This window comes from Bacillus sp. AFS088145 (assembly GCF_002564465.1).
Taxonomy (GTDB): domain Bacteria; phylum Bacillota; class Bacilli; order Bacillales; family Bacillaceae_G; genus Gottfriedia.
Window position 1 is genome coordinate 42,854 of sequence record NZ_NUUX01000006.1, and the last position, 21,192, is coordinate 64,045.

Genomic DNA, 21,192 nt, shown 5'->3' on the forward strand with positions numbered 1-21,192 from the left:
AACGGAGGGAGAAAAAATGAACAGAAAAGTTAACCTTCAACACGATGAAAATGTATTGTCTAACGTTACAGGCTTATTGGAAATCTTTGATGGAACACTAAATATTTACTTTGGAGATTTGTTTTTAACCAATAAAAGATTATATATTGTAAGCAATAACTAGTAAAGATGGAAAAATCATTCTGGTTTGAAGGAGAAAGGAAAGAGTTTGAACATTCTACACTCATTGTAGGAGAACACAGGATTACGGTAAGATGGGCATACAGTGGAAACCTCCTTTCCTTTCTAAACGCTTTTTTTTCGAAACTGAATGTAATGCATAAAAATCCTTGATAATTCATATATGTTGGAGGTGTGCGATGGCAAATATTAACGATATTGCAAGATTAGCAGGTGTATCGGTCTCTACTGTTTCTAGAGTCCTAAACAATTATAAGTATGTTGCTAGTGATAAACGTGAGGCAGTTCTGAAAGTTATTGAAGAAATGAACTATACACCAAATAAAAATGCAATTGATTTAATTCGAGGAGAAACACGGACAATTGGGGTTATTCTCCCATATAACAACAATCCAGCATTTGATCAAATATTAAACGGTATACTGAACAAGGCATTAGAGAAAGATTTTTTGATAACGGTGCTTCCTTCAAATTATCGTAAAGAAAAAGAAATGGAGTATTTGCAAAAATTAAAAAGCAAGCTGTATGATGGCATCATTATCACTTCACGAGCAAATGATTGGGAAACAATCATTCCGTTTAGCCAATTTGGTGCAATCGTAGCTTGTGAATATACGCAACACGAGGAAATTGGCTGTTCCTATATGGACCGCTATTCTTCGTATTTGGATGCTTTTCAATTATTAAAAAACAAAGGGCATGATGTGGTAGCATTCACAACTGCTAGGCTAGAAAGCAACAGCACGAAGCAAATGATTGCTGCTTATATTGAAATATTTGGTGAACTACAACCTGAATACCATCTCACAGATTGTCATTGCTTAGAAGACGGATATGAAGCAGCAAAGAAATTTCTACAATTACAAAAAAAGCCGACTGCTATCTATGCAAATGGGGATGAAGTAGCTGGTGGAATGTATTTATACGCAAAGTCGCAACAATTGAATATCCCTACTGATTTAGCAATCATTGGCCAAGAAAATCAACCAATTGGAATAGGTATGGGAATTTCTACAGTGGATCATCAATTAACAAAAATCGGTGAACAAGCTTGTAGCCTTGTAATAGCGAAATCTAGAGAAAAAGTAAAAATACCATATCGAATTATAGATAGAGATTCTATTTAAAGCATAATGAAAGATAAAAAAATAGAGAAAAATGTGGGGAAAGAAAATGAGTAAAAAATTTATTGTTTTTGATATTGATGGAACATTACTAACGACTGAAATGAAGTTTTTAGACAGTACGAAACAAGCTTTGGTTTCTCTAAAAGAAAATGGACATGAAATCGTAATCGCGACAGGAAGAGACTACACTTCTGCAATATCCATCGTCGACGAACTCGAAATTGATACGTATGTTTTATGCAATGGGTCAGTAGGGTTTGTCCGTCATGAAAAAGCTCATGAGGAAATATTTTCGAAAGAATCTATTATGAAACTAATTGAAATTGCAATGGAAAACAATGATCAGATTGTGTTCCAAACATTAAAAGGTGTAAAAAGACATTTTGAAGAACCTGGAGAGTCATTAACTAAGTCCTATGAAAGTCTAGGATTGATTATACCTGACTTTGATGAGATGTATTGGAAAGAAAATTCTATTATTCAAGCTATGCTGTTTTGCAAGACTGAAGATCTTCACAAATATGATATCAACGAATTCCGATATGTGAGTTGGCATCAATTTGGCTCAGATGTCATCCCTAGAGAAGGTTCGAAAGCAAAAACAATTTTGAAAATCGCTAAAGAAAATGGATTTAAGCGTGAAGATATCGTCTTTTTCGGAGACGGAATGAACGACATCGAACTAATGGAACATTCAGGAGTTGGCGTTGCAATGGGAAATGCTGAAACTGCGGTTAAAGAGAAAGCCAATTTAATCACAGATAGTTGCAATGAACATGGAATTTACAATGCTCTTAAGAAAATGTTATTAATCTAATATGTGAACGAATTCTGTCTTTATGTATGATATTATTTGGAAAATCGAATAATAAGCTTCAGTTAGCTCTTTATCTGGAGGACAAATATGAAGCGCACATTTAAAATAATTGGAATATGTTTACTTATAATAATCATAGTTGGTGTTGGATCGATATTTTTATCCCCAAGGCCTGTAACATGGATTTTGAAGAAGTCTTTTGCCGGTGGTATTGAAGTAGAGGCAGCTGATTATAGTATCGCAAAACAAAAAACTACAATGGATACTGATATAGAATACTCATCAAAATATAAAAGCAGTACGTTCGATTTGATTAAATATAAAGGTAACCAAAAATACGTTCCAACCATTTTTTGGATTCATGGTGGTGCTTTTGTAGCCGGAGATAAAAATGATGTTCGAAAATATGCTACATATATAGCGAGTCATGGGTATAATGTAGTGAATATAAATTATCCTTTGGCGCCGAGTGTTGCTTATCCAATACCTCTACAACAAATCGATCAAGCTTACAAGTTTGTTAAAAAAAATGCTGGTAAATATGGACTGGATTTAAACAATATTTATATAGCTGGAGATTCAGCTGGAGCTCAGCTTACAGCACAATTTGTTAGCATTCAAATGAATAAACACTATTCCGATACAGCTAAAATAGGTCAGAGCGTTGATCCAAATACAATTCGTGGTGCGATTCTTCTTTGTGGTCCTTATGATCTGAAAGAAGTGCAGACAAACGCTTCTTCAAGAATGATTAAATTTATGTTTAAGCGAGTTGGATGGGCCTATTTTGGAAAATACAATTGGGAAGATGAAAAGATGACGAAGGAAACATCTCTTTTAAGAAATGTACCAGAAAAATTTGTTTCAACATTTATAACTGACGGAAATACAGGTTCCTTTGAATCACAAGGTAAAAAATTTGCAACTTTACTAGAAAAAAGAACAGGTGTTAAACAAGTCTTTTATAGTAAATCAGATGGAAAACTAGGTCATGAATACCAGTTCCAAATGAACACGAAGGCTGCTCAAAATACGTTTAATGAACTACTCAACTTCTTGAATGGTACGAAAGTTTCTCAATAAAAAGGTGATGGGATATATTCGTTTGCTACTTACGTTCATAAAAAAAGAGTCTCATAAGTACTTTTACTTATGAGACTTCTTTTACTTTATAAATTAAAAATTATTTTACACCAACTGCATCAAATGCGTTATTAACAGTTGTTACTTCAGCAGAGCCTGCACCATATAAGTCAGCCGCAGATTGTACAAGTGCTGCACGAGATTGACTAAATGTTGCTGAAGAAGTTAAGTAAACTGTATTTGCGCGATAGAAAATTTTTGCAAGTTTATCATTACCGATGCCTGTTACAGATACACCATAATGAGTTCCACCTACTGCAATTAAGTAAGCAGCTTTGTTGATGATACCACTATTTGTATGAACGCCTCCATTATCAGAAGTACCAGTGTAACGTTTTGAGTAGTGATCTGGATCACCGTATTTAGTTGGGTCACTCATTGAACGAAGTGAGTCACCAGCAATACTTGGTGTGTAGATATCCTCACCAATCTCGTAATCTGGATTGTTATTATTATAGAACTCAATAACAGTTCCAAAAATATCCGAAATAGCTTCGTTTAATGCACCAGATTCATTTTGATAGATTAAGTTCGAACTTCTTTCTGTAACAGCGTGAGTTAACTCATGCCCCACTACGTCAAGTCCACCTGATAAGTAAGTGAATGTTGTTCCATCACCATCACCATAAACCATTTGAGAACCGTTCCAAAATGCATTGTTATAACTACGGCTATAATGGACAGTTGATTTTAAAGCAGCACCATTACCATCAAATGAATTACGTCCAAACACAGTTTTATAATAGTCGTATGTTTTTCCAGCATAATAATGTGCATCAACTGCCGCAGCTTCACTTGTGCTATTTAGTAGTGTGTCAGTGCTTGACAACAGAGTACCAGGAAGAGTAGTACGATTAGATCCATTATATGTAAAAATACCGCTTCCTCTTGTATTGTCTTGTAAATAATAAATTGAACCAGATAAAGTCATATTTATTGTTTTTGTATCACCAAGTACACCTTTTCCTGTTGCAGTTACATTTGTACCAGAAACTGTTGGTTTAGCAACTGATGCTCCAGCTGATTTACTAGCAGCATGGATGCTGTCCATTGTATCAATACTATTATATTTATTTAAAATTTTTCCTGTTGAAGCTTCAATGAAATAATTAAAGTTTCCAGGTTTAGGAGAAAGGAAGTTTAAGTTTACTACATAGGCATACGTAGCATTATCACCATTTGTATAAACTACTAGTTGAGCTGTAGGGTCTTTTTCATAGACAGGAGTATATCCAAGGTCTGCTTCTGCGATTTTGATAGATTTATTAGCGTTAACTTTTTTAGTAGATTTTAACCCTTTTTTAGTATCTAAGTTTGGAATAACTGTACCAGAGAAAACGTTTAGAGTACCATTATCTCCAACTACAGCCGTTTGAGTAGATCCCCATACAGGAACACCGTTATAAACTTGTTGTAATCGAAGTGCGGTACCATAAGTATCTTTTTTACTAGACTCAACAATGAACGACTCTTCTGCAGATTTTGAACCAAGTTTGAACTTATCTTTGTTAGCATTTACATACCCTTTTACAACACTTTCAGCACTCTTAGCTGATGGTTTTGTCAGCTGTCCAGAAACGAATTCAGGAGATCCTACTGATTTGTTGTACTTGTATTTAGATAATACATTTTTTGGTGCAGCATATGTATTAGTTACTCCTAAACTACTTGCCGCCAAACCTACAGATAATCCAACCGCTAAAACTTTTTTGTTCATTAAAAATTCCTCCCCTTGGTTAACAATGTGGTATTGAGGAATTCATCGTATCATCTCAAAAACTGGTTTATCAAACGACAAAAATCGTCAATTCTTGCGTTTTGTTAGGCAAAAATAAGCGGAAATATCGACGAAAATTAAATTCTGAATCTTTAAAATAGTTAAAAAGTATTGATTTTAGTTAAAAAATGGTAAATAAAAAATCGAATTTTATTAAGAATATGTATGATTTTGGTTAAAATTAACTCAAAAAAACGGAGTCTAAAGAGAGAAAAAGTAGTGGGTTTATTATTTTAGTAAATCATTTATAATCTGCTTTAGCTAGAAGGAAAAGGAGGAAATACAAAAAAAGCAGAAATTGTAGAGAAATCCTGCTTTCTTGCTTGTAATATTCCTTGACTTCATTATTTAGCTTCACACTTCTACATCGTTATTCCCTTATCAACAATTATAATCTTTGTATTTACATGTATCTTTGAGTCTTTTAAAGCCTCTGGCCATTTTGATTTTACTTTTTTCCAGTGTTTATATTCGTAAGAGCTAGCAAAAATACCTAAGCCGATTGGATCTAATTCATCAGCCTGTAAATTTTTGACAAATTTATTTAAATCCTTTTCAATTGAAGATCTAATTTCCTTACTTAATTTATCAGCCATTTTGTCACTTAACGGATAAGGTGATTGTGTAATCATAATGGGGATTGTTAATGCTATTTTAAAATCAAAATGGTTGTGAGCGAATTTGCAATCTACTTTTCGTTTAATATCCTTTACATTAAAGTTTGTTTGTCTTAAGTTTATTAACTGGTTATTTTCCTTTTCTTTCTGACCACTAGCAAGAGTAAACATCGGGGCTAACTGGCCAGTTTTTTTTCCTTGAAGAATGCGTAATAACTGCGTTTCTTGTATGGAAAGAGTTCTTTTTATTAAAAAATTTCGATCTAACAGTGCTACACCGCTAACTTCAATTTCCCCGTCTTTAATTGACATTTTGGGTAAATAGGGTGTTATTCCTTTTTCGAACTTCATCAGATGAAACATTCGAATCGATGTTCGAAGTGTAATATTTCGATAATCAGCAGTTTCGATTAACTGTGGGATAAAAATTGATAATCTCGGCTTATCTTTTTGTTTTATATCAACGAGTTCCGAAATAGATCCATCAAAATAAACAAGATCGGCATTTTGTCTTAATTTTGGATCACGATAGAATAAATCTAATAGAGATGTCCAAGTTTTGTTTTCAATCAATCTAGTGGTGACCAAAAAAGCTTGTAGCTTACCTGCTGTAGACACACCAGTTACCCTTGAATCAAATAAATTACGAGCTTCCCGTACGGATGAAGCATCTACCACGATCTGTTCATTTTTTTCTTCAGCTTCTTCACTAAAAACAGGGCTGGACATAAACATTTTTAGTTGTTTGTTTTGTTCATTAGTGTCGATTCCTAATATTAGTCCCATTGTAATATCTTCAATATTTACTATTTTTTTGCACCCTGTTAAAAGCACAAGAATTAACAAGCTAATCGTTGCGATTTTTAGATTTTTCATCCAATCACCTTATTCCCTAATGAACGAATCCAAATGAAAACTAGAATAATGAACATTCCTATCGAACCATATGTAGATAATAACTGCATGTAAAGATTATTTTGTTTAAATGTTGGGATAAAGAAACTTGTAAGAAATAAAAAAACACATGACAGGCCGATGAATAAATAATCAATTCGTTTTTGATGTAACATTTCCGCCAGATTCGTAATACCAATCCAAATATACATAATCCAAGTTTTAGAAATAACCATTAGAAAAAGTGAAAAAAGAATGAAGTCTAATCGTTCAACGTATTGAAATTCAATGACACTTAAAATATCTAAAACTGGTTCAAAAATCATCCTTATCTCATCAGGGCTATATACGACAAAGCAAATAATCGTAACGTATAAATAGAGAAAGGTAATCATACCGTTTGCAATCATAACAGCTTTAAGTGCTTTTTCTTTTTCTTCTAAATAAGGATAGAGAATGAAAATAATTTCTATTCCTAAAAAGGCTGTAACTGTTGTGGGGACGGCTTTAAAAATAGGGCTCCATCCATCTTTAATTACAGGCAAAATAAAATGTATATTACTTAGCTTTAAAGTGAAAAGTAGCATAATTAAAAAAAAGATAACAATTGGAAAAATAATTTCAACATATTTTCCAATAATTTGAATACCACCTGTCACGAATTGATAAGTCGGAATTAAAAATAATACTAAAAGAATAAATAAAGAAGAATCTTGCAAAATATATGATTGGATAAACAGCACAGATCTCAAAAAAACGACAAATCCCATTCCAAGAAAGAAAAGGGTAAAGAAAATGGAAAATATCGTACCAATCACTTTCCCAAAACAATGAGTAAAGTAAGTATTAAATGAGCAGTTGGGGTCTTTTTCACGTAGTTTTACAATCGCAATACTAATGATTAAAGAGAGTAAACCTCCTATTAACAAAGAAATCCAGCCGCTTGTTCCAGCCTTTTCTGCTAATACTCGGGGTAAAGAAATCACCCCAATTCCAACTTGTACACCAAATATTAATAAAACAAATTGAACAAACGTAATTCTAGGTGCGATCTGTCTCATGTTATTTCCTCTTTTTTTGATTCGTAATGTGATGATTGAAAAGAATTGATAATGCACTGTTTTGAAATTTCTTCTTTAACTGTTTAAAGTTCATAGGAGAAAACGGCTGACTAAAGGATTCATGATAGCTAGATAATTTCAATCCGTGAGCGATAATGATCATTGTACTAGCAATGATTCCAATAATTCCAAATAATGAAGCCATAATCATAATAGGGAATCGTAAAATGCGTAAGCTTGAAGCCATGTCGTAATTAGGAATAATAAAAGATGAAATAGCAGTTAATGCTACGACAATTACCATAATATTACTCACTATCCCAGCTTGAACGGCGGCTTGACCAATAACAATTCCTCCAACAACCCCTACTGTAGTACTAATTGGAGTAGGAAGGCGAATAGCTGCTTCTCTTAACATTTCAAGAGTTATTTCCATAATGATTGCTTCTACAAGCGGATCAAAGGGAACATTAGCACGCGATTCACCAATCGATATAATTAATTTTAATGGAACTACTTCATAATTAAATGACACGATTGAAATATAGATTCCAGGTAAATAAAGCGTAATGAAAAGAGCGATTATTCGTAATAAAAAAATAAAAAATGTTATAACTGGCCTATTTGATGAGTCATCAATACTTTTAAAAAATGAAATAAATGATCCAGGCAAAATAATGACTTCAGATGATCGATCTAATACGATCACAACTTTTCCTTTTTGGATCGCTTCTGCTGCATTATCAGGTCTTTCTGTCGTGACAAGCTGTGGAAAAAACGAAAACGGATACTTTTCCATCATTTGAGCCAATTGACTTGCGTTTAGAATCGAGTCAAATTTAATTGTAGAAAGTTTTGATTCAATCTCAGTAACTAGTTCTGGCTTAACTACATTATTTAAATAGGCGAGTGTAACACTAGTTTTATTTTTTATACCAATTTTCGTTTCTTTGAATAATAAATCGCGACTCTGAATTAAACGGCGAAGCAACCCCAAATTAGTTTCAATAGTCTCCACAAATGAAATTTTTGAACCTTTAATCGAATTATCGATACTTGGTAAAGAAAAGGGACGTTTAGGAAAATCCTCAACAGTATATAGAAATGCTTTTACTTCTCCGTCAATTAAAATGACACTTTTTCCTGTAAGTAATGAATGCTCAATGTCTTCTATTTTTGTTGTAGCAGTAGTATGGCTATAAAAAAATTGAAATATGTCTTCCTTATATTCAAGAATATTTGTTGCAAACTGTTCTATTTTTTCTTTATTTACTAAGCAATCAAAATAGATGATTACACCTTTTTTCTCCCTTAATAAGATATTTTTTATTTCTAAATCTGAGGTAGGAAACAAAGATTGTAGTATTTCAATATTTGAAATTAAATTACCCTCTTGGCTAATAAAGTTAGAGCGGCGTTCTGTAGATTCCTTCAATGTACCTCACCTCATTCATAGTTACATATGTTACCAGTCTTAATTTGCACATTGTAGGTGAATACTATTCTAATTTGTAGTTAAAAGTAACTTTTTTACACTTTTTTACTTGTTAGGAACGTGTTCTGTCTGTTCTTTTACAAGAATAAAAATGGATTTAGTAGCATATAAAAGACTTCCTCTACCAAAACAATTAAGAAAAATTGATGATATTTTAATCAATATCGTTAATGGAAGACATTTAAAATACGTTTTTATTAAAGAATAAAACTATATGTTTGATAAAGTTTATTTGCTTTAACGAATGATACTCAGCCAAGTATAAATTCACCCTATAATTACCAAAATAATTAAAAAAAGCTAGTAAAAGGGTGATTAATTTGAGTATCGAATTCCAGGTAGGAAAAGATTACGAAAATGGTTCAATTAAAGACGTTTTACACGATTTAGGTTTTCAAGAAGATGGTAGAGAATTTAAAAAAGACGGAAAGAGATATAGTTATGAGGGCTGCGATAAGTATCAAAGCTATATCTTTTCAGTGACGATGAATCAATTAAATTAAAGTATAATAAATAGACCTAATTTGTTTTTTGAAAATTTAGCTATTCATTAAAGTCCTAATGAAATTTAAATTTCATTGGGATTTTTTTATTTCAACGACTTTATATCCCAACTTACAAAAATTCTTGCTCATTTTTCTATCGAAAATAGTCAGCTTTTTTTAGTGTTGATTTTACTACATTAAAATAACCCGCTAAGCTAGTAGATCAAGATCATGAGGATTTCTAGGTAGAAGTAAATAAGGTTTTAATTGATGGAAGTAAATCAAAAGTAAAATAAAGACAATGTAATTGACATAAAGGATGAATTATTCATCCAAACTTATTGGGGTACGAATAAACGAAGCACAGATATTAATTTTGATAATATCGTTGATGCAAACGATTTTGCAAAACCCTTCAGTTAGAGGCTATAGTAGTTTGCTTGGGTGGGAATTGTAGGTAGTGTGATGACAAATAGGGGGGGGATTTTGCTCTCCTTTTTCCTAATATTTTCTCATAGTACCAATGAATCTTGAAGTATCAAACAAATAAAACTTTAGAGGTATAATTAGTAGATATGCTAAATAGAATGATACAAAGAACTAGTCCTAAGTAGGTTTTAATAATAGGACTAGTTCTTTTTACGAAAAATCGTTGTTCTATACAAGTAGGAGGGGCAATATGAACTTTACAGATTATCTAATAAATGTAAAAAAACTAAATGAAGTAAAAGCGAGTCAATATAATTATAGACTTTCAACTTTAAAAAAATATAGAATTTATAACAATGAAAAAGTATTAAGTGTTCATATGTTAAAGAGGATTAAAAGTCTTTCCAAAGATACAACCAAACAATATTTAAGGACGATTAATTATCATATTGAATTTTTGAATGACAACTATAGGATGTAACAAATGTTTATTAATTCTAAACTTAGTTTTCTGCTCAAAATAATGTTTGAAAGGGCACTCTAAAGGATAAAATCCTGATAGATTGTCTTTTTTTATTAAAGAGTTTTTGAAGGGGATGTAGTAAATATGAAGAATTTTTATAGAGGAAGTATTTTATTTATTTTAATGCTTTTTATAACGAGTGGATGTAATGGAAATACACTTAATACAACTAAAATTTCAGATGAGACAAAGGTGGCGAATGTTACGATGAACCCTTCTTTTTTTGTAGATCCATCAATTGATTTTTCAACTAACCAAATGACCTCTATTATTATTGAATTTAAAACGAAGCCTGCTGTGGTAGCTGTTAAGGAAGCAGAGGCAGCTGGAAAACAACTTACTTTGGAAGAGGCAACTAAGCAAGTAGAAGAAAGTCATGCAAAATTTCAAGAAGAATTAAAAACTCTTCTAGAAGACCAAAATGTGCCTTATACGATTAGGCATGTTTATAAGACTGCACTGAATGGTGTATCAATGGAGCTACCTGGCAAAGATATAAAACGTTTATCACAATCAACAGTGATTGCAAGAATCTATCCAAATAAAAAGGTTCATATTATGCCTCCTGTTACACCGTATAATCAGAAATAATAATTCATTGAGTGCCTCAAAAGTTTACACCTTTTGAGGCACTCTTTTTAAAAATGAAAATTTGAAAATTATAAATTACATCAAATACTATTTCATTAAAAACGATTAATTAAACCTTTTTAATCTACAAAAACAAAATAAATTTGCTATTATGATATAAAAAAGCTAGAAGTGAAGGTGAAACAACACGATGGAAATTCATTTAGTTGCAAAAGATGAGTTAGAAGCTTCAGGGATTCGGTGGGTCGTGGAGTCGCACTTTACTGGTATTAACCTTGTTTCTTGGAAAACGATGGGAGATTTTGAAAAGGCTATTCAAAAGCAGCAGCCTGACCTTGTCATATTTGATATGGATCATTGGAAAAATGAGAGTGAAAGATTTGGTGATTTAATCCAAAAATTTTCAATTCGTTGGTTAGGTATTTCATCCGAGCGAATTTTTCAAACTGCCTATCTTGCATTACAATATCGAGCGGAGGATGTATTGTTTCGCCCGTTTTCTCCTACTGATTTAATTAAGCATATTCAACAATTACGCTATCAAATTCGTAATAAAGAAAGATACTTTACTAGAAACATTAATGAAGAAATAAACCCATTTAATATAGATTATCCTGACCTTTTTTTGAATGAACGAATGTATGATGGTCCGATTACGATGGTTGCATTTTTGACACCAAATTCAGGGACACTTCCTCTTGTCTATAAAGCATTAGAACGAAATCCTTTTACCGGGAAAAATCGTTTATTTGTAGGTTCTGACTTTATTTTATGCGTACATGAAGTCGATGAAGTGTTATTGCAGGACGAATATAATGCATTTCTTGCTCGTTGGAAAGAAATGATGGATGAGCCTCTTGCAATCGTAATGAAAATCGGATCTCAGGAGGAAACACTAAAAGATATTTTCGAGCAAACACTTCAGCTAACAAGGAGAATCTTCTTTGAAGGTTATGATATTATTTTGGCTGAAAACGAACCAATGCCATTTCAAGAGAAGGATCCATTTCTTACACCTCTAGAGCAACGTCACTGGATTGAAATGCTAGAAAAAAGAGATGCAAAAGCAATTCGAAACTGGATGGAACGAGAATTTTTAACCTTTCAGCAGCCTTACCCAGATCCAGAAATTGTTCGAATTCGATTAACAAGTGTACTTGCACAAATAAGAAGATATATGAAATCAAATAATCTTCAAAATGCATCATGGGAAGGTACTTATTATGACATTTTCCAAAAAATTGTACATGGACCAATCATCTATCAAATTGTTCAAGAATTGCTTGATTTTACTACAAGTCTATTACTTCAAGGGCATGATTCTTCCCAAGAAGGCCATCGTACATTAGTTGAGAAAACAAGGGAGTTGATTGAATCGAATTATTGGGATGCCGGATGGAGTTTAACGGATTGCGCTGATGCACTCCGGATTAATAAAAGCACACTTAGCCGTCGCTTTGCGGCCGAATCAAATCATTCGTTTAGAGAGACGCTCCATGAAGTGCGAATTAGAGAAGCAAAACGATTATTAGATGAAACGGACTTACCACTAGATGAAATTTCAAGATTAATTGGCTATTCTCACCAATCATATTTTAATGCAAAGTTTAAACAACTTGAGGGGTGTACTCCTTTAGTTTATAGATCAGGATTATAAAAGAAACGGTTCAGTTTAGGCTGAACTGTTTTTTTTTATGAATCTATTTAACTAAGAATCATTGATGAATTAGTAGAGAAATAAAACAAATGGCCTAGAAGTAACGTGACAAAAGGATAATTCTAAATAAAAGATATTATGAATAAATTTTAAGAATGATAACTTTAGAAAGAGTTGATTTTTATGAACTCAAGAATAAAACTTCCAACGAATCAAATGATATCGATTATTCGAAATGGACTAGAAAAAACAAATAGTCAAAAGCGAATAACGATCGTTGGCGCAGGAATGTCAGGATTAGTTGCTGCATCCTTATTAAAAAAAGTAGGTCATATTGTAACAATTTTAGAAGCAACAGGGCGACTAGGAGGAAGGGTTTACACAAAAAGAAAGCCGTTTATTGCGGGCCAATATCTTGAAATGGGAGCTATGCGAATTCCATCGACTCATTCGCTAGTTTTTGAGTATATTAAAAAATTTAATTTACCTGTAAATGAATTTATTAATACTACACCGAATGATTTAATTTACGTAAACGATATTAAATTAACTCAAAAAGAAAATGAAACGAATCCTGATTTATTGGGCTTTCCAGTAAATCCCTCAGAAAAAGGATTAAATGCTGATCAATTAATAGAAAAAGCCATTAAACCTTTATTAGAATTTATAAGTCAAAATCCAGATAAAAATTGGGAAACTGTTGTTAAATATTATGATAAGTATTCAATGGATGCATTTTTAAGATATAATCCTGTAGGACAATCGTTGTCACCAGATGCAATCGAGCTTATTAAAGTTATCCAAGGTTCGAGAGGATTTCCAGAGCTAGGTTTTACTTCAATTTTAAGAGAATTTACAGTCCTATTTTCTAAAGATATAAAGCTTTACGAAATTACTGGTGGAAATGATCAATTACCATATTCTTTCTTACCTGAATTAAAGGAAAATCTTTTCTTTGGACAGAGATTGATAGGAATTATACAAGAAAGTAATCAAGTTACAATACAAACAGAAAATGTAAATAGTTTTGAAAAGTTTCAACTATCCAGTGATTTTGCAATCATTACGATTCCATTTTCTGTTTTAAACTTTGTTCAAGTTGTTCCACCGAATACTTTTTCCTACAATAAGTGGAAAGCGATACGAACGCTTCATTACTTGGCATCCACTAAAATAGGTCTACAATTTAAATCAAGATTTTGGGAAAAGTATGGTCAGTTCGGCGGTAAAACAACCACAGATTTACCAATCCGATTTTCTTATTTTCCAAGTAACCAGTTAGGTTCTGAAGGTCCAGGTGTGTTACTGGCCAGTTATACATGGGAGGATGCTGCCTTATATTGGGATAGTTTGTCAGAAGAAGATCGGATAAGATATGCATTAAGAGACTTGGCAACAATTTATGGAAATCAAGTATATACAGAGTTTATTACAGGTACTTCGCACAGTTGGACGCAAGATCCTTTTGCAGCGGGAGCTCTGTCAATGGGTAAGCCTGAACAGGAAATTGATTTAGGACCATATATTCCTACACCAGAAGGAAGAGTACACTTTGCTGGGGAACATACTTCATCAATCCCTGGTTGGATAGAAGGTGCTATTGAATCTGGAATTAGGGTTGCTTTGGAAGTTAATAATGCTTAATGACTTTATGGAAAATATAAAGTTAAACTATTTCTCTTTTAGAAATATAAAGAAACAGTTCAGTTTATGCTGAGCTGTTTTTTTAAATCCGTTTTTTAAATTATTAGAGGAATTAAAAAACATCTTCATAATTATCTTTTTTCTATTGATTACTTATTATAAAATTAAATTTTGTGTAGAAAAATGAAAGGGGTTGCAACTATGTACGAATGGAACAAATTACTTTTAGTTGGAGAACAAGATGGGGTTAAAGGAGATTTTAATACATTAACTTCTATGATGAATTATGTAAGATATACAACTTTGGAAGCTATTAAAGATATTACAGTGGAGGAGTTAGATTATTTGCACACCCCAACAGGTAATACCATTGGGATGTTATTAACTCATATGGCAGGAGTTGAGTATTGGTATCAGCTTAATACATTTGAAAATCGAGATTTAAATTCGGAAGAAGAAGAGAAATGGTTACCTGGTTTAGATTTAGATGATCAGGCTAGAGAGACAATTAAAGGTAATAATGCAGACCATTATATTAATCTTTTAAACTCGGTTCGAGAAGAAACTTATGCAAAATTTAATACACTTTCAGATGAGTGGTTATATGAGCAGACAGAGTTTGGAAGAGATAAAGCTACAAATTATTTTAAATGGTTTCATGTATTTGAGGACGAAATCAATCACCGTGGCCAAATCAGAATGATCCGTAAATTATTTAAAAATGCTTAAAAATAGCCTGTATCGTCGAATTATTAATCGATGATACAGGCTTAAATTTTAGATTTTCCCCGTCTTTTCTTTCATATTAACTAGTATCGTTCGTTAATACATTCCTATCCAATTGTCAGAGTTAGAATATGCTAATTCTCAATTATGTTCAATTTCTTTTCCATAGTTTTCATTTTAAATAGACTAATTAATTAGTAAAAAATGAGATAGTTTATAAAAATACAAATTAAAGTTAAGGAATGTGAAATGAAATATAAAATAATCATTATTTTATAATAAAATATCGGAAAATTCGTGTTAGACTGAAAATATCACATCAAGGGGGTATTAAATTATGAATACGGTTACAGTCGATAAAGTAGTTAGATATAGAGGTACGGAATTAAATACAAAAGGTTGGCAACAAGAAGCAGTTCTTCGTATGTTAATGAATAATTTAGATCAAGATGTAGCAGAGCGTCCAGAGGATCTTGTTGTATATGGTGGAATTGGTAAAGCAGCTCGTAATTGGGAGTGCTTCGATGCGATTGTTGATTCATTAAAGAATTTAGAAAATGATGAAACATTATTAGTTCAATCTGGTAAACCAGTAGCGATTTTTAAATCTCATACTGATGCGCCACGTGTTTTAATTGCTAACTCAAATCTAGTACCTGCTTTTGCTAATTGGGATACTTTCCACGAATTAGATAAAAAAGGTTTAATGATGTACGGTCAAATGACAGCAGGTAGCTGGATTTATATCGGTTCTCAAGGTATTGTTCAAGGAACTTATGAAACATTTGCTGAATTAGCAAAACAACATTTCAATGGCACACTTGCAGGTACAATTACTGTTACTGCTGGTCTTGGTGGAATGGGTGGAGCTCAACCACTTGCTGTTACAATGAATGGCGGAGTTTGTATCGGAATCGATGTAGATGAAACTAGAATCGATCGTCGTATTGAAACTAGATATACAGATGTAAAAACAGATTCATTAGATGAGGCAATTCGTCTAGCTGAAGAAGCGAAAAAAGAAGGAAAAGCATTATCAATCGGTCTTGTAGGAAATGCAGCTGATATTTTACCAGAAATGATTGCTAGAAACTTTATACCAGAAGTATTAACTGACCAAACTTCAGCACATGATCCATTAAACGGTTATACACCATCAGGAATGTCATTAGAAGAAGCTGCAGAATTAAGAGCTTCAAATCCAGAACTTTATGTTTCTCGTTCAAAAGCTTCAATGGCAACTCATGTAAAAGCAATGCTTGAAATGATGGAAAAAGGATCTGTGACATTTGATTACGGTAATAATATCCGTCAAGTTGCGAAGGATGAAGGAGTAGAAAATGCATTTGATTTCCCAGGATTCGTTCCGGCTTATATTCGTCCACAATTCTGTGAAGGTAAAGGACCTTTCCGTTGGGTAGCATTATCAGGTGATCCTGAAGATATTTACAAAACTGACCAAGCTATTTTACGTGAATTTGCTGATAATGAGCATTTATGTAATTGGATTCGTATGGCTCAGGAGAAAGTTCAATTCCAAGGTTTACCTTCTCGTATTTGCTGGTTAGGTTATGGAGAGCGCGCTCGTTTCGGTAAAATCTTAAATGACATGGTTGCAAGTGGTGAATTAAAAGCTCCAATCGTAATTGGACGTGATCACTTAGATTCAGGTTCTGTAGCATCTCCAAATCGTGAAACTGAAAGCATGATGGATGGATCAGATGCAGTAGCTGACTGGCCAATCTTAAATGCAATGATTAATGCAGTTGGTGGAGCTACTTGGGTATCAGTTCACCATGGTGGTGGAGTAGGAATGGGTTACTCTTTACACGCTGGTGTTGTAATTGTTGCAGATGGTACGAAAGAAGCAGAAGCACGCATTGAACGCGTATTAACAACAGATCCTGGAATGGGTGTAGTTCGTCACGCTGATGCGGGTTATGAGCTAGCTAAACAAACTGCTCGTGAAAGAGGAGTAAATATTCCAATGCTTGATAAAGGGACTGATAAGTAATGACAAAACCAATTTGGATAAAAAATGCAGCTCAATTAGCAACGCTTGCTTCTGAAGTGAAAGGACCTCGCTCAAAGGAAGCAATGTCAGAGCTTGGTTTAATTGAAGACGGTAGCTTATGGATTGAAGATGGAGTAATCCAAGCTGTTGGTACAACAAAAGAAATTCAAGATCGTTATGCAGAAAAAATTCATGAAGCAGAATTAGTTGATGCATCAAATCAACTTATTACTCCTGGTCTAGTGGATCCCCATACACATGTAGTGTATGGTGGAAGCCGTGAGCGTGAATTTGAAATGCGTCTTGAAGGTGCAACATATATGGATATTATGAATGCGGGTGGCGGGATTCATGCGACTGCCCGCATGACTCGTGAAGCGACTGAAGAAGAATTGATGGCACAAACGATGCGTCGTCTAGATTCATTCATTGCACATGGCGTTACAACTGTAGAAAGTAAGAGCGGTTATGGTATGGATTTAGAAACCGAGTTAAAGCAGTTAAGAGTGATGAAAAAATTGAAATATATGCATGCAGTTGAATTGGTTCCTACTTTTATGGGTGCACATGCAGTGCCAAAAGAGTTTAAAGGACGAGAAGACGAATTTGTTGATCACTTAATTAACGACATGCTACCAATCATCGCAGAAGAAAAACTAGCTGATTTTAATGATGTATTCTGCGAAAAAGGTGTATTTACGCCAGAACAATCAGAGCGAATCTTAGAAGCAGGTAAGAAATATGATCTAATTCCAAAAATTCATGCTGATGAAATTGAACCGTATGGCGGAGCGGAATTAGCAGCAAAAGTTGGTGCTATTTCAGCCGAGCATTTATTAAAAGCTTCTGATGAAGGCATTGCTGCAATGGCTAAATCAGGTACAATTGCTTGTCTTTTACCTGCAACAGCACTTTATTTACGTGAAGATGCTGCAAAAGGTAGAAAAATGATTGATGAAGGGGTAGCTGTAGCCATTTCAACTGACTGTAATCCAGGTTCTTCACCAACAACGTCGATGCCGCTTGTTATGAATTTAGCTTGTATTTCGATGAGACTTACTCCAGCTGAAAGCTTAACGGCAGCAACATACAACGCTGCGTGTGCTATTAATCGCCAAGATAAAGTTGGTTCTCTTGAAGTTGGAAAGCAAGCAGACATTGTATTATGGAATGTTAAAAACTACCAAGAATTACAATATTTATTTGGTGTAAACCATGTAAAATCAGTTTGGAAAAAAGGCGTTAAGATTGTGTAATTAGCAGCAGATAATGATAAATATTTGGGGGTCCCTTCTGATAAAAATTTAAATAGGAGGAACTAGCATTAATGAAAAATAATTATAGATTCTTTATCATTTTTATGATCATTATGATCACGATTGTTAATTATATTGACCGTGGTGCAATTGCGTATGCACAGGCAGAGATCATTAAAGAATTTGGACTAAGTCCCATAAGTTGGGGTGAGATCCTAGGTTATTTTGGATATGGTTATATATTCGGGGCATTATTTGGTGGAGCTTTCGCCGACAAAAAAGGACCTAAATTTATGTGGTTACTTGCCGCAACAACCTGGTCAATTTTTGAAATAGGCACTGTATTTGCTGGACATTTAGGTGCAACTTTATTTGGTGGATCAGCTTTAGCTGGATTTGCAGTATTCCGAGTATTATTTGGACTTGCAGAAGGGCCTACCCTCTCAACAATGAATAAAACAATGGCTAACTGGGTTTCTCCGAAAGAAAGAGGGTTTGCAGTTGCGCTTGGTTTAGTAGGTACACCAGTAGGAGCACTGATTACTGCACCAATCGTAGTTGCTCTATTATCAGTTGCAAATTGGAAATTGACGTTTATTATTCTTGGAGTAGTTGGTTTAATTTGGGCATTTATTTGGTCTAAAGTATTTACAAATTTACCAGAAGAAAATCCAAACGTCACAAAACAAGAACTTGAAATCATCCGTTTGAATAATCCAGTTAGTGGAAAAAGTGAACAAGAATCTACACCGTGGTATTATTTTTTCAAAAATCCTACTCTAGTAATGAATGCAATTGGTTATTTTGCCTTTTTATATGTAAATATATTATTACTTACTTGGACGCCAAAATATTTACAAGATGAATTCGGTTTCTCTTTAGCATCATTAGGATTAGTTGGAATGATTCCATGGATTGGAGCTATTTTTACAGGATTATTAGGTGGAAAAATATCAGATTCACTTCTTAGAAAAACAGGGAATTTACGAATTGCTAGATCTTGGTTCACAGTCATTTCATTATTCTTTACTGCAATTTGTTTCATGCTAATTCCGACAGTTCAAAGTGCTACATCAGTCTTAATCTTAATGTGTATTGGTAATGCTTTTAACTATTTACCAAACTCGATTTATTGGACAGTAGTATTAGATACAGAACCTAAAAAAGCTGGAACATTTGGTGGCGTAACACATTTCATCGCAAACCTAGCTACAATTATTGCACCAACCTTAACAGGTAGCCTAGTAGCAAAACATGGATATAGTGCAATGTTTATCGCAGCATCTATCGCAGTAACATTAGGTATGGTTGCCATGATCTTTGTTAAACCGGGGAAACGAGTACAAACTGCGCGACCTTCGAATGATCTTGCGGGTTAATAAAATGAAAAAAGAGAAATTGTTTCGGCAATTTCTCTTTTTTTGCTTTAAATATTCCTTCCAATTATTGGTATGAAACATAAATCGCTTTAAGTTCTAACAAATTTTATAGCTTATTAAAATAGTAATACCATAAAAATAGGGGTGATTATAGTTGAAAAACAGAAGGCGTAATACTCCATATTTTACGTTTTTAGCTTGGGCATCTTTCTCTATTTTTAGCGTTTTAACTTTTATCGGACTTTATCATTTAGAAGAACCATTGTATGTAAAAGGGTATTATTTAATGGGGGCTATTGGAATTATTGTATCGTCATTTATGGTTGCAAAAGTTACACGTGATAACCAAGAAGATATGGAAGACGAGCAATTTGAAGAAGTTAAAAAGGGGAAAAATGAAAAAATAGAAAGTTAATAGATTTTAATTCAGTCGCTATAGCGGCTATTTTTGTTTAGAAAAGAATTTTTTTAATAAAGAGAATCGAACTTCAAAAAGGAATTAATGAACTTGACATGCAACTTTTTAGTTGCTTATTATATTAGTATTAAGGAGGGGGAAAGAAATCGAAAAGGTTTTTAAAGCACTAGCTGATTCAAATCGTCGAAAATTGCTTGATGAGCTCTTCTTGAATAACGGTCAATCATTAACTGAATTATGTCAACATCTCGATATGAGTAGACAAGCAGTAACTAAACACCTAATGATATTAGAAGAAGCAAATCTAGTTGTTGTAGAATGGCATGGTCGAAATAAACTTCACTATCTTAATCCTGTACCGATTAGCGAAATTTCAAAGCGATGGATCAACAAGTATGAACATAATCGCCTAGATGCATTAAGTGAATTAAAAAAACTTGAGGAGGATTATAACAATGAATAAACCACAATTTGTTTATGTTACATACATCGCAACTACACCTGAAAAACTATGGGAAGCTTTAACGGGCACTCAATTTACTGAAAAATACTTTTTCGGAACTGCAATTGAATCTGATTGGAAAGTAGGCTCAACGGTTTCTTATTTACGAAATGGTGAAGTTACAGATTATGGAACGATTCTAAAATGTGAGCCATATCGTTTACTTTCATTCACATGGAATCATACAAATGATCCAACGAACCGTAAAGAACCATCAATCGTCACATTCGTATTGAAAGAATTAGAGTCAACAGTTAGATTAACGCTGAAACATGAAAATCTTGAACCTACTGATTTAGTAGATCGTGATGACACGTTTGAAGGATTAAACAATGGCTGGCCAGCAATTTTAAGTAACTTAAAAAGCTTGATTGAAACAGGAAATACATTGCCACCTATTTCAATTTAAGAAAGATAGTATATTGAAAGGGACTGTCCCATAACGACGTCCCTTTTT

General features: G+C 33.3%; 20 protein-coding genes. 16 read left to right on the forward strand and 4 right to left on the reverse strand.

Features of this window, described 5'->3' with window-relative positions; genetic code table 11:
• The first annotated feature begins 16 nt into the window (after window positions 1–16).
• The 4 genes from COI44_RS24445 (at window position 17) to COI44_RS03285 (ending at window position 3,207) form a co-directional block, all read left to right on the forward strand.
• Window positions 17–163 (forward strand): hypothetical protein, encoded by a 147-nt coding sequence (locus COI44_RS24445; protein WP_286163729.1) that lies wholly within the window; start codon window positions 17–19, stop codon window positions 161–163.
• 196 nt (window positions 164–359) lie between these two features.
• The gene (locus tag COI44_RS03275) at window positions 360–1,307 is read left to right on the forward strand and encodes a LacI family DNA-binding transcriptional regulator (RefSeq protein ID WP_098426645.1); all 948 of its coding nucleotides are present in this window, start codon (window positions 360–362) and stop codon (window positions 1,305–1,307) included.
• Window positions 1,308–1,353: 46 nt separating this feature from the next.
• Entirely contained in the window at window positions 1,354–2,124 is a 771-nt protein-coding gene (locus COI44_RS03280) for a Cof-type HAD-IIB family hydrolase (protein ID WP_098426646.1), read from the forward strand.
• 87 nt (window positions 2,125–2,211) lie between these two features.
• Entirely contained in the window at window positions 2,212–3,207 is a 996-nt protein-coding gene (locus tag COI44_RS03285) for an alpha/beta hydrolase (protein ID WP_098426647.1), read from the forward strand.
• Window positions 3,208–3,307: 100 nt separating this feature from the next.
• Here COI44_RS03285 and COI44_RS03290 read toward each other — a convergent pair whose 3' ends face one another.
• The 4 genes from COI44_RS03290 to COI44_RS03305 all read right to left on the reverse strand — a co-directional run bounded on the left by COI44_RS03290 (window position 3,308) and on the right by COI44_RS03305 (window position 9,051).
• Window positions 3,308–4,984, reverse strand: coding sequence for a M4 family metallopeptidase (locus tag COI44_RS03290; RefSeq protein ID WP_098426648.1), 1,677 nt, complete (start codon window positions 4,982–4,984; stop codon window positions 3,308–3,310).
• Between the two features lie 422 nt (window positions 4,985–5,406).
• Window positions 5,407–6,537: a Ger(x)C family spore germination protein gene (locus COI44_RS03295; protein ID WP_098426649.1), complete on the reverse strand. Its 1,131-nt coding sequence runs from the start codon at window positions 6,535–6,537 to the stop codon at window positions 5,407–5,409.
• Entirely contained in the window at window positions 6,534–7,616 is a 1,083-nt protein-coding gene (locus tag COI44_RS03300) for a GerAB/ArcD/ProY family transporter (protein ID WP_098426650.1), read from the reverse strand. The genes COI44_RS03295 and COI44_RS03300 overlap by 4 nt, the downstream gene beginning before the upstream one ends.
• A gap of 1 nt (window position 7,617) precedes the next feature.
• On the reverse strand, window positions 7,618–9,051 hold the full coding sequence (locus COI44_RS03305) for a spore germination protein (protein ID WP_098426651.1): 1,434 nt from the start codon (window positions 9,049–9,051) through the stop codon (window positions 7,618–7,620).
• A gap of 380 nt (window positions 9,052–9,431) precedes the next feature.
• Between COI44_RS03305 and COI44_RS03310 the strand changes: the two genes are divergently transcribed.
• From COI44_RS03310 to COI44_RS03365, 12 genes are all read left to right on the forward strand, one after another.
• Window positions 9,432–9,614 carry a hypothetical protein gene (locus COI44_RS03310; RefSeq protein WP_098426652.1) on the forward strand — a complete coding sequence of 61 codons (183 nt, stop codon included), beginning with the start codon at window positions 9,432–9,434 and terminating at the stop codon, window positions 9,612–9,614.
• Between the two features lie 661 nt (window positions 9,615–10,275).
• Complete coding sequence (locus tag COI44_RS03315) at window positions 10,276–10,506, forward strand: hypothetical protein (protein ID WP_056472965.1); 231 nt, start codon at window positions 10,276–10,278, stop codon at window positions 10,504–10,506.
• Window positions 10,507–10,632: 126 nt separating this feature from the next.
• Window positions 10,633–11,139 (forward strand): protease inhibitor I9 family protein, encoded by a 507-nt coding sequence (locus tag COI44_RS03320; protein WP_286163730.1) that lies wholly within the window; start codon window positions 10,633–10,635, stop codon window positions 11,137–11,139.
• 190 nt (window positions 11,140–11,329) lie between these two features.
• The gene (locus COI44_RS03325; protein WP_098426653.1) at window positions 11,330–12,796 is read left to right on the forward strand and encodes a response regulator transcription factor; all 1,467 of its coding nucleotides are present in this window, start codon (window positions 11,330–11,332) and stop codon (window positions 12,794–12,796) included.
• Window positions 12,797–12,979: 183 nt separating this feature from the next.
• A complete protein-coding gene (locus COI44_RS03330; RefSeq protein WP_098426654.1) occupies window positions 12,980–14,440 on the forward strand; it encodes a flavin monoamine oxidase family protein in 1,461 nt (486 codons plus the stop codon).
• 201 nt (window positions 14,441–14,641) lie between these two features.
• Window positions 14,642–15,169, forward strand: a complete 528-nt coding sequence (locus tag COI44_RS03335) for a DinB family protein (RefSeq protein ID WP_098426655.1) — start codon at window positions 14,642–14,644, stop codon at window positions 15,167–15,169.
• Between the two features lie 334 nt (window positions 15,170–15,503).
• Window positions 15,504–17,180 (forward strand): urocanate hydratase, encoded by a 1,677-nt coding sequence (gene hutU / locus COI44_RS03340; RefSeq protein ID WP_098426656.1) that lies wholly within the window; start codon window positions 15,504–15,506, stop codon window positions 17,178–17,180.
• Complete coding sequence (gene hutI, locus COI44_RS03345; RefSeq protein ID WP_098426657.1) at window positions 17,180–18,436, forward strand: imidazolonepropionase; 1,257 nt, start codon at window positions 17,180–17,182, stop codon at window positions 18,434–18,436. The genes hutU and hutI overlap by 1 nt, the downstream gene beginning before the upstream one ends.
• Window positions 18,437–18,507: 71 nt before the next feature.
• Window positions 18,508–19,815 (forward strand): MFS transporter, encoded by a 1,308-nt coding sequence (locus tag COI44_RS03350; RefSeq protein WP_098426658.1) that lies wholly within the window; start codon window positions 18,508–18,510, stop codon window positions 19,813–19,815.
• Between the two features lie 154 nt (window positions 19,816–19,969).
• Window positions 19,970–20,230 carry a YiaA/YiaB family inner membrane protein gene (locus COI44_RS03355; protein ID WP_098426659.1) on the forward strand — a complete coding sequence of 87 codons (261 nt, stop codon included), beginning with the start codon at window positions 19,970–19,972 and terminating at the stop codon, window positions 20,228–20,230.
• 112 nt (window positions 20,231–20,342) lie between these two features.
• On the forward strand, window positions 20,343–20,696 hold the full coding sequence (locus tag COI44_RS03360; protein ID WP_218926908.1) for an ArsR/SmtB family transcription factor: 354 nt from the start codon (window positions 20,343–20,345) through the stop codon (window positions 20,694–20,696).
• On the forward strand, window positions 20,689–21,144 hold the full coding sequence (locus tag COI44_RS03365) for an SRPBCC family protein (protein WP_098426660.1): 456 nt from the start codon (window positions 20,689–20,691) through the stop codon (window positions 21,142–21,144). The genes COI44_RS03360 and COI44_RS03365 overlap by 8 nt, the downstream gene beginning before the upstream one ends.
• Window positions 21,145–21,192 lie beyond the last annotated feature (48 nt).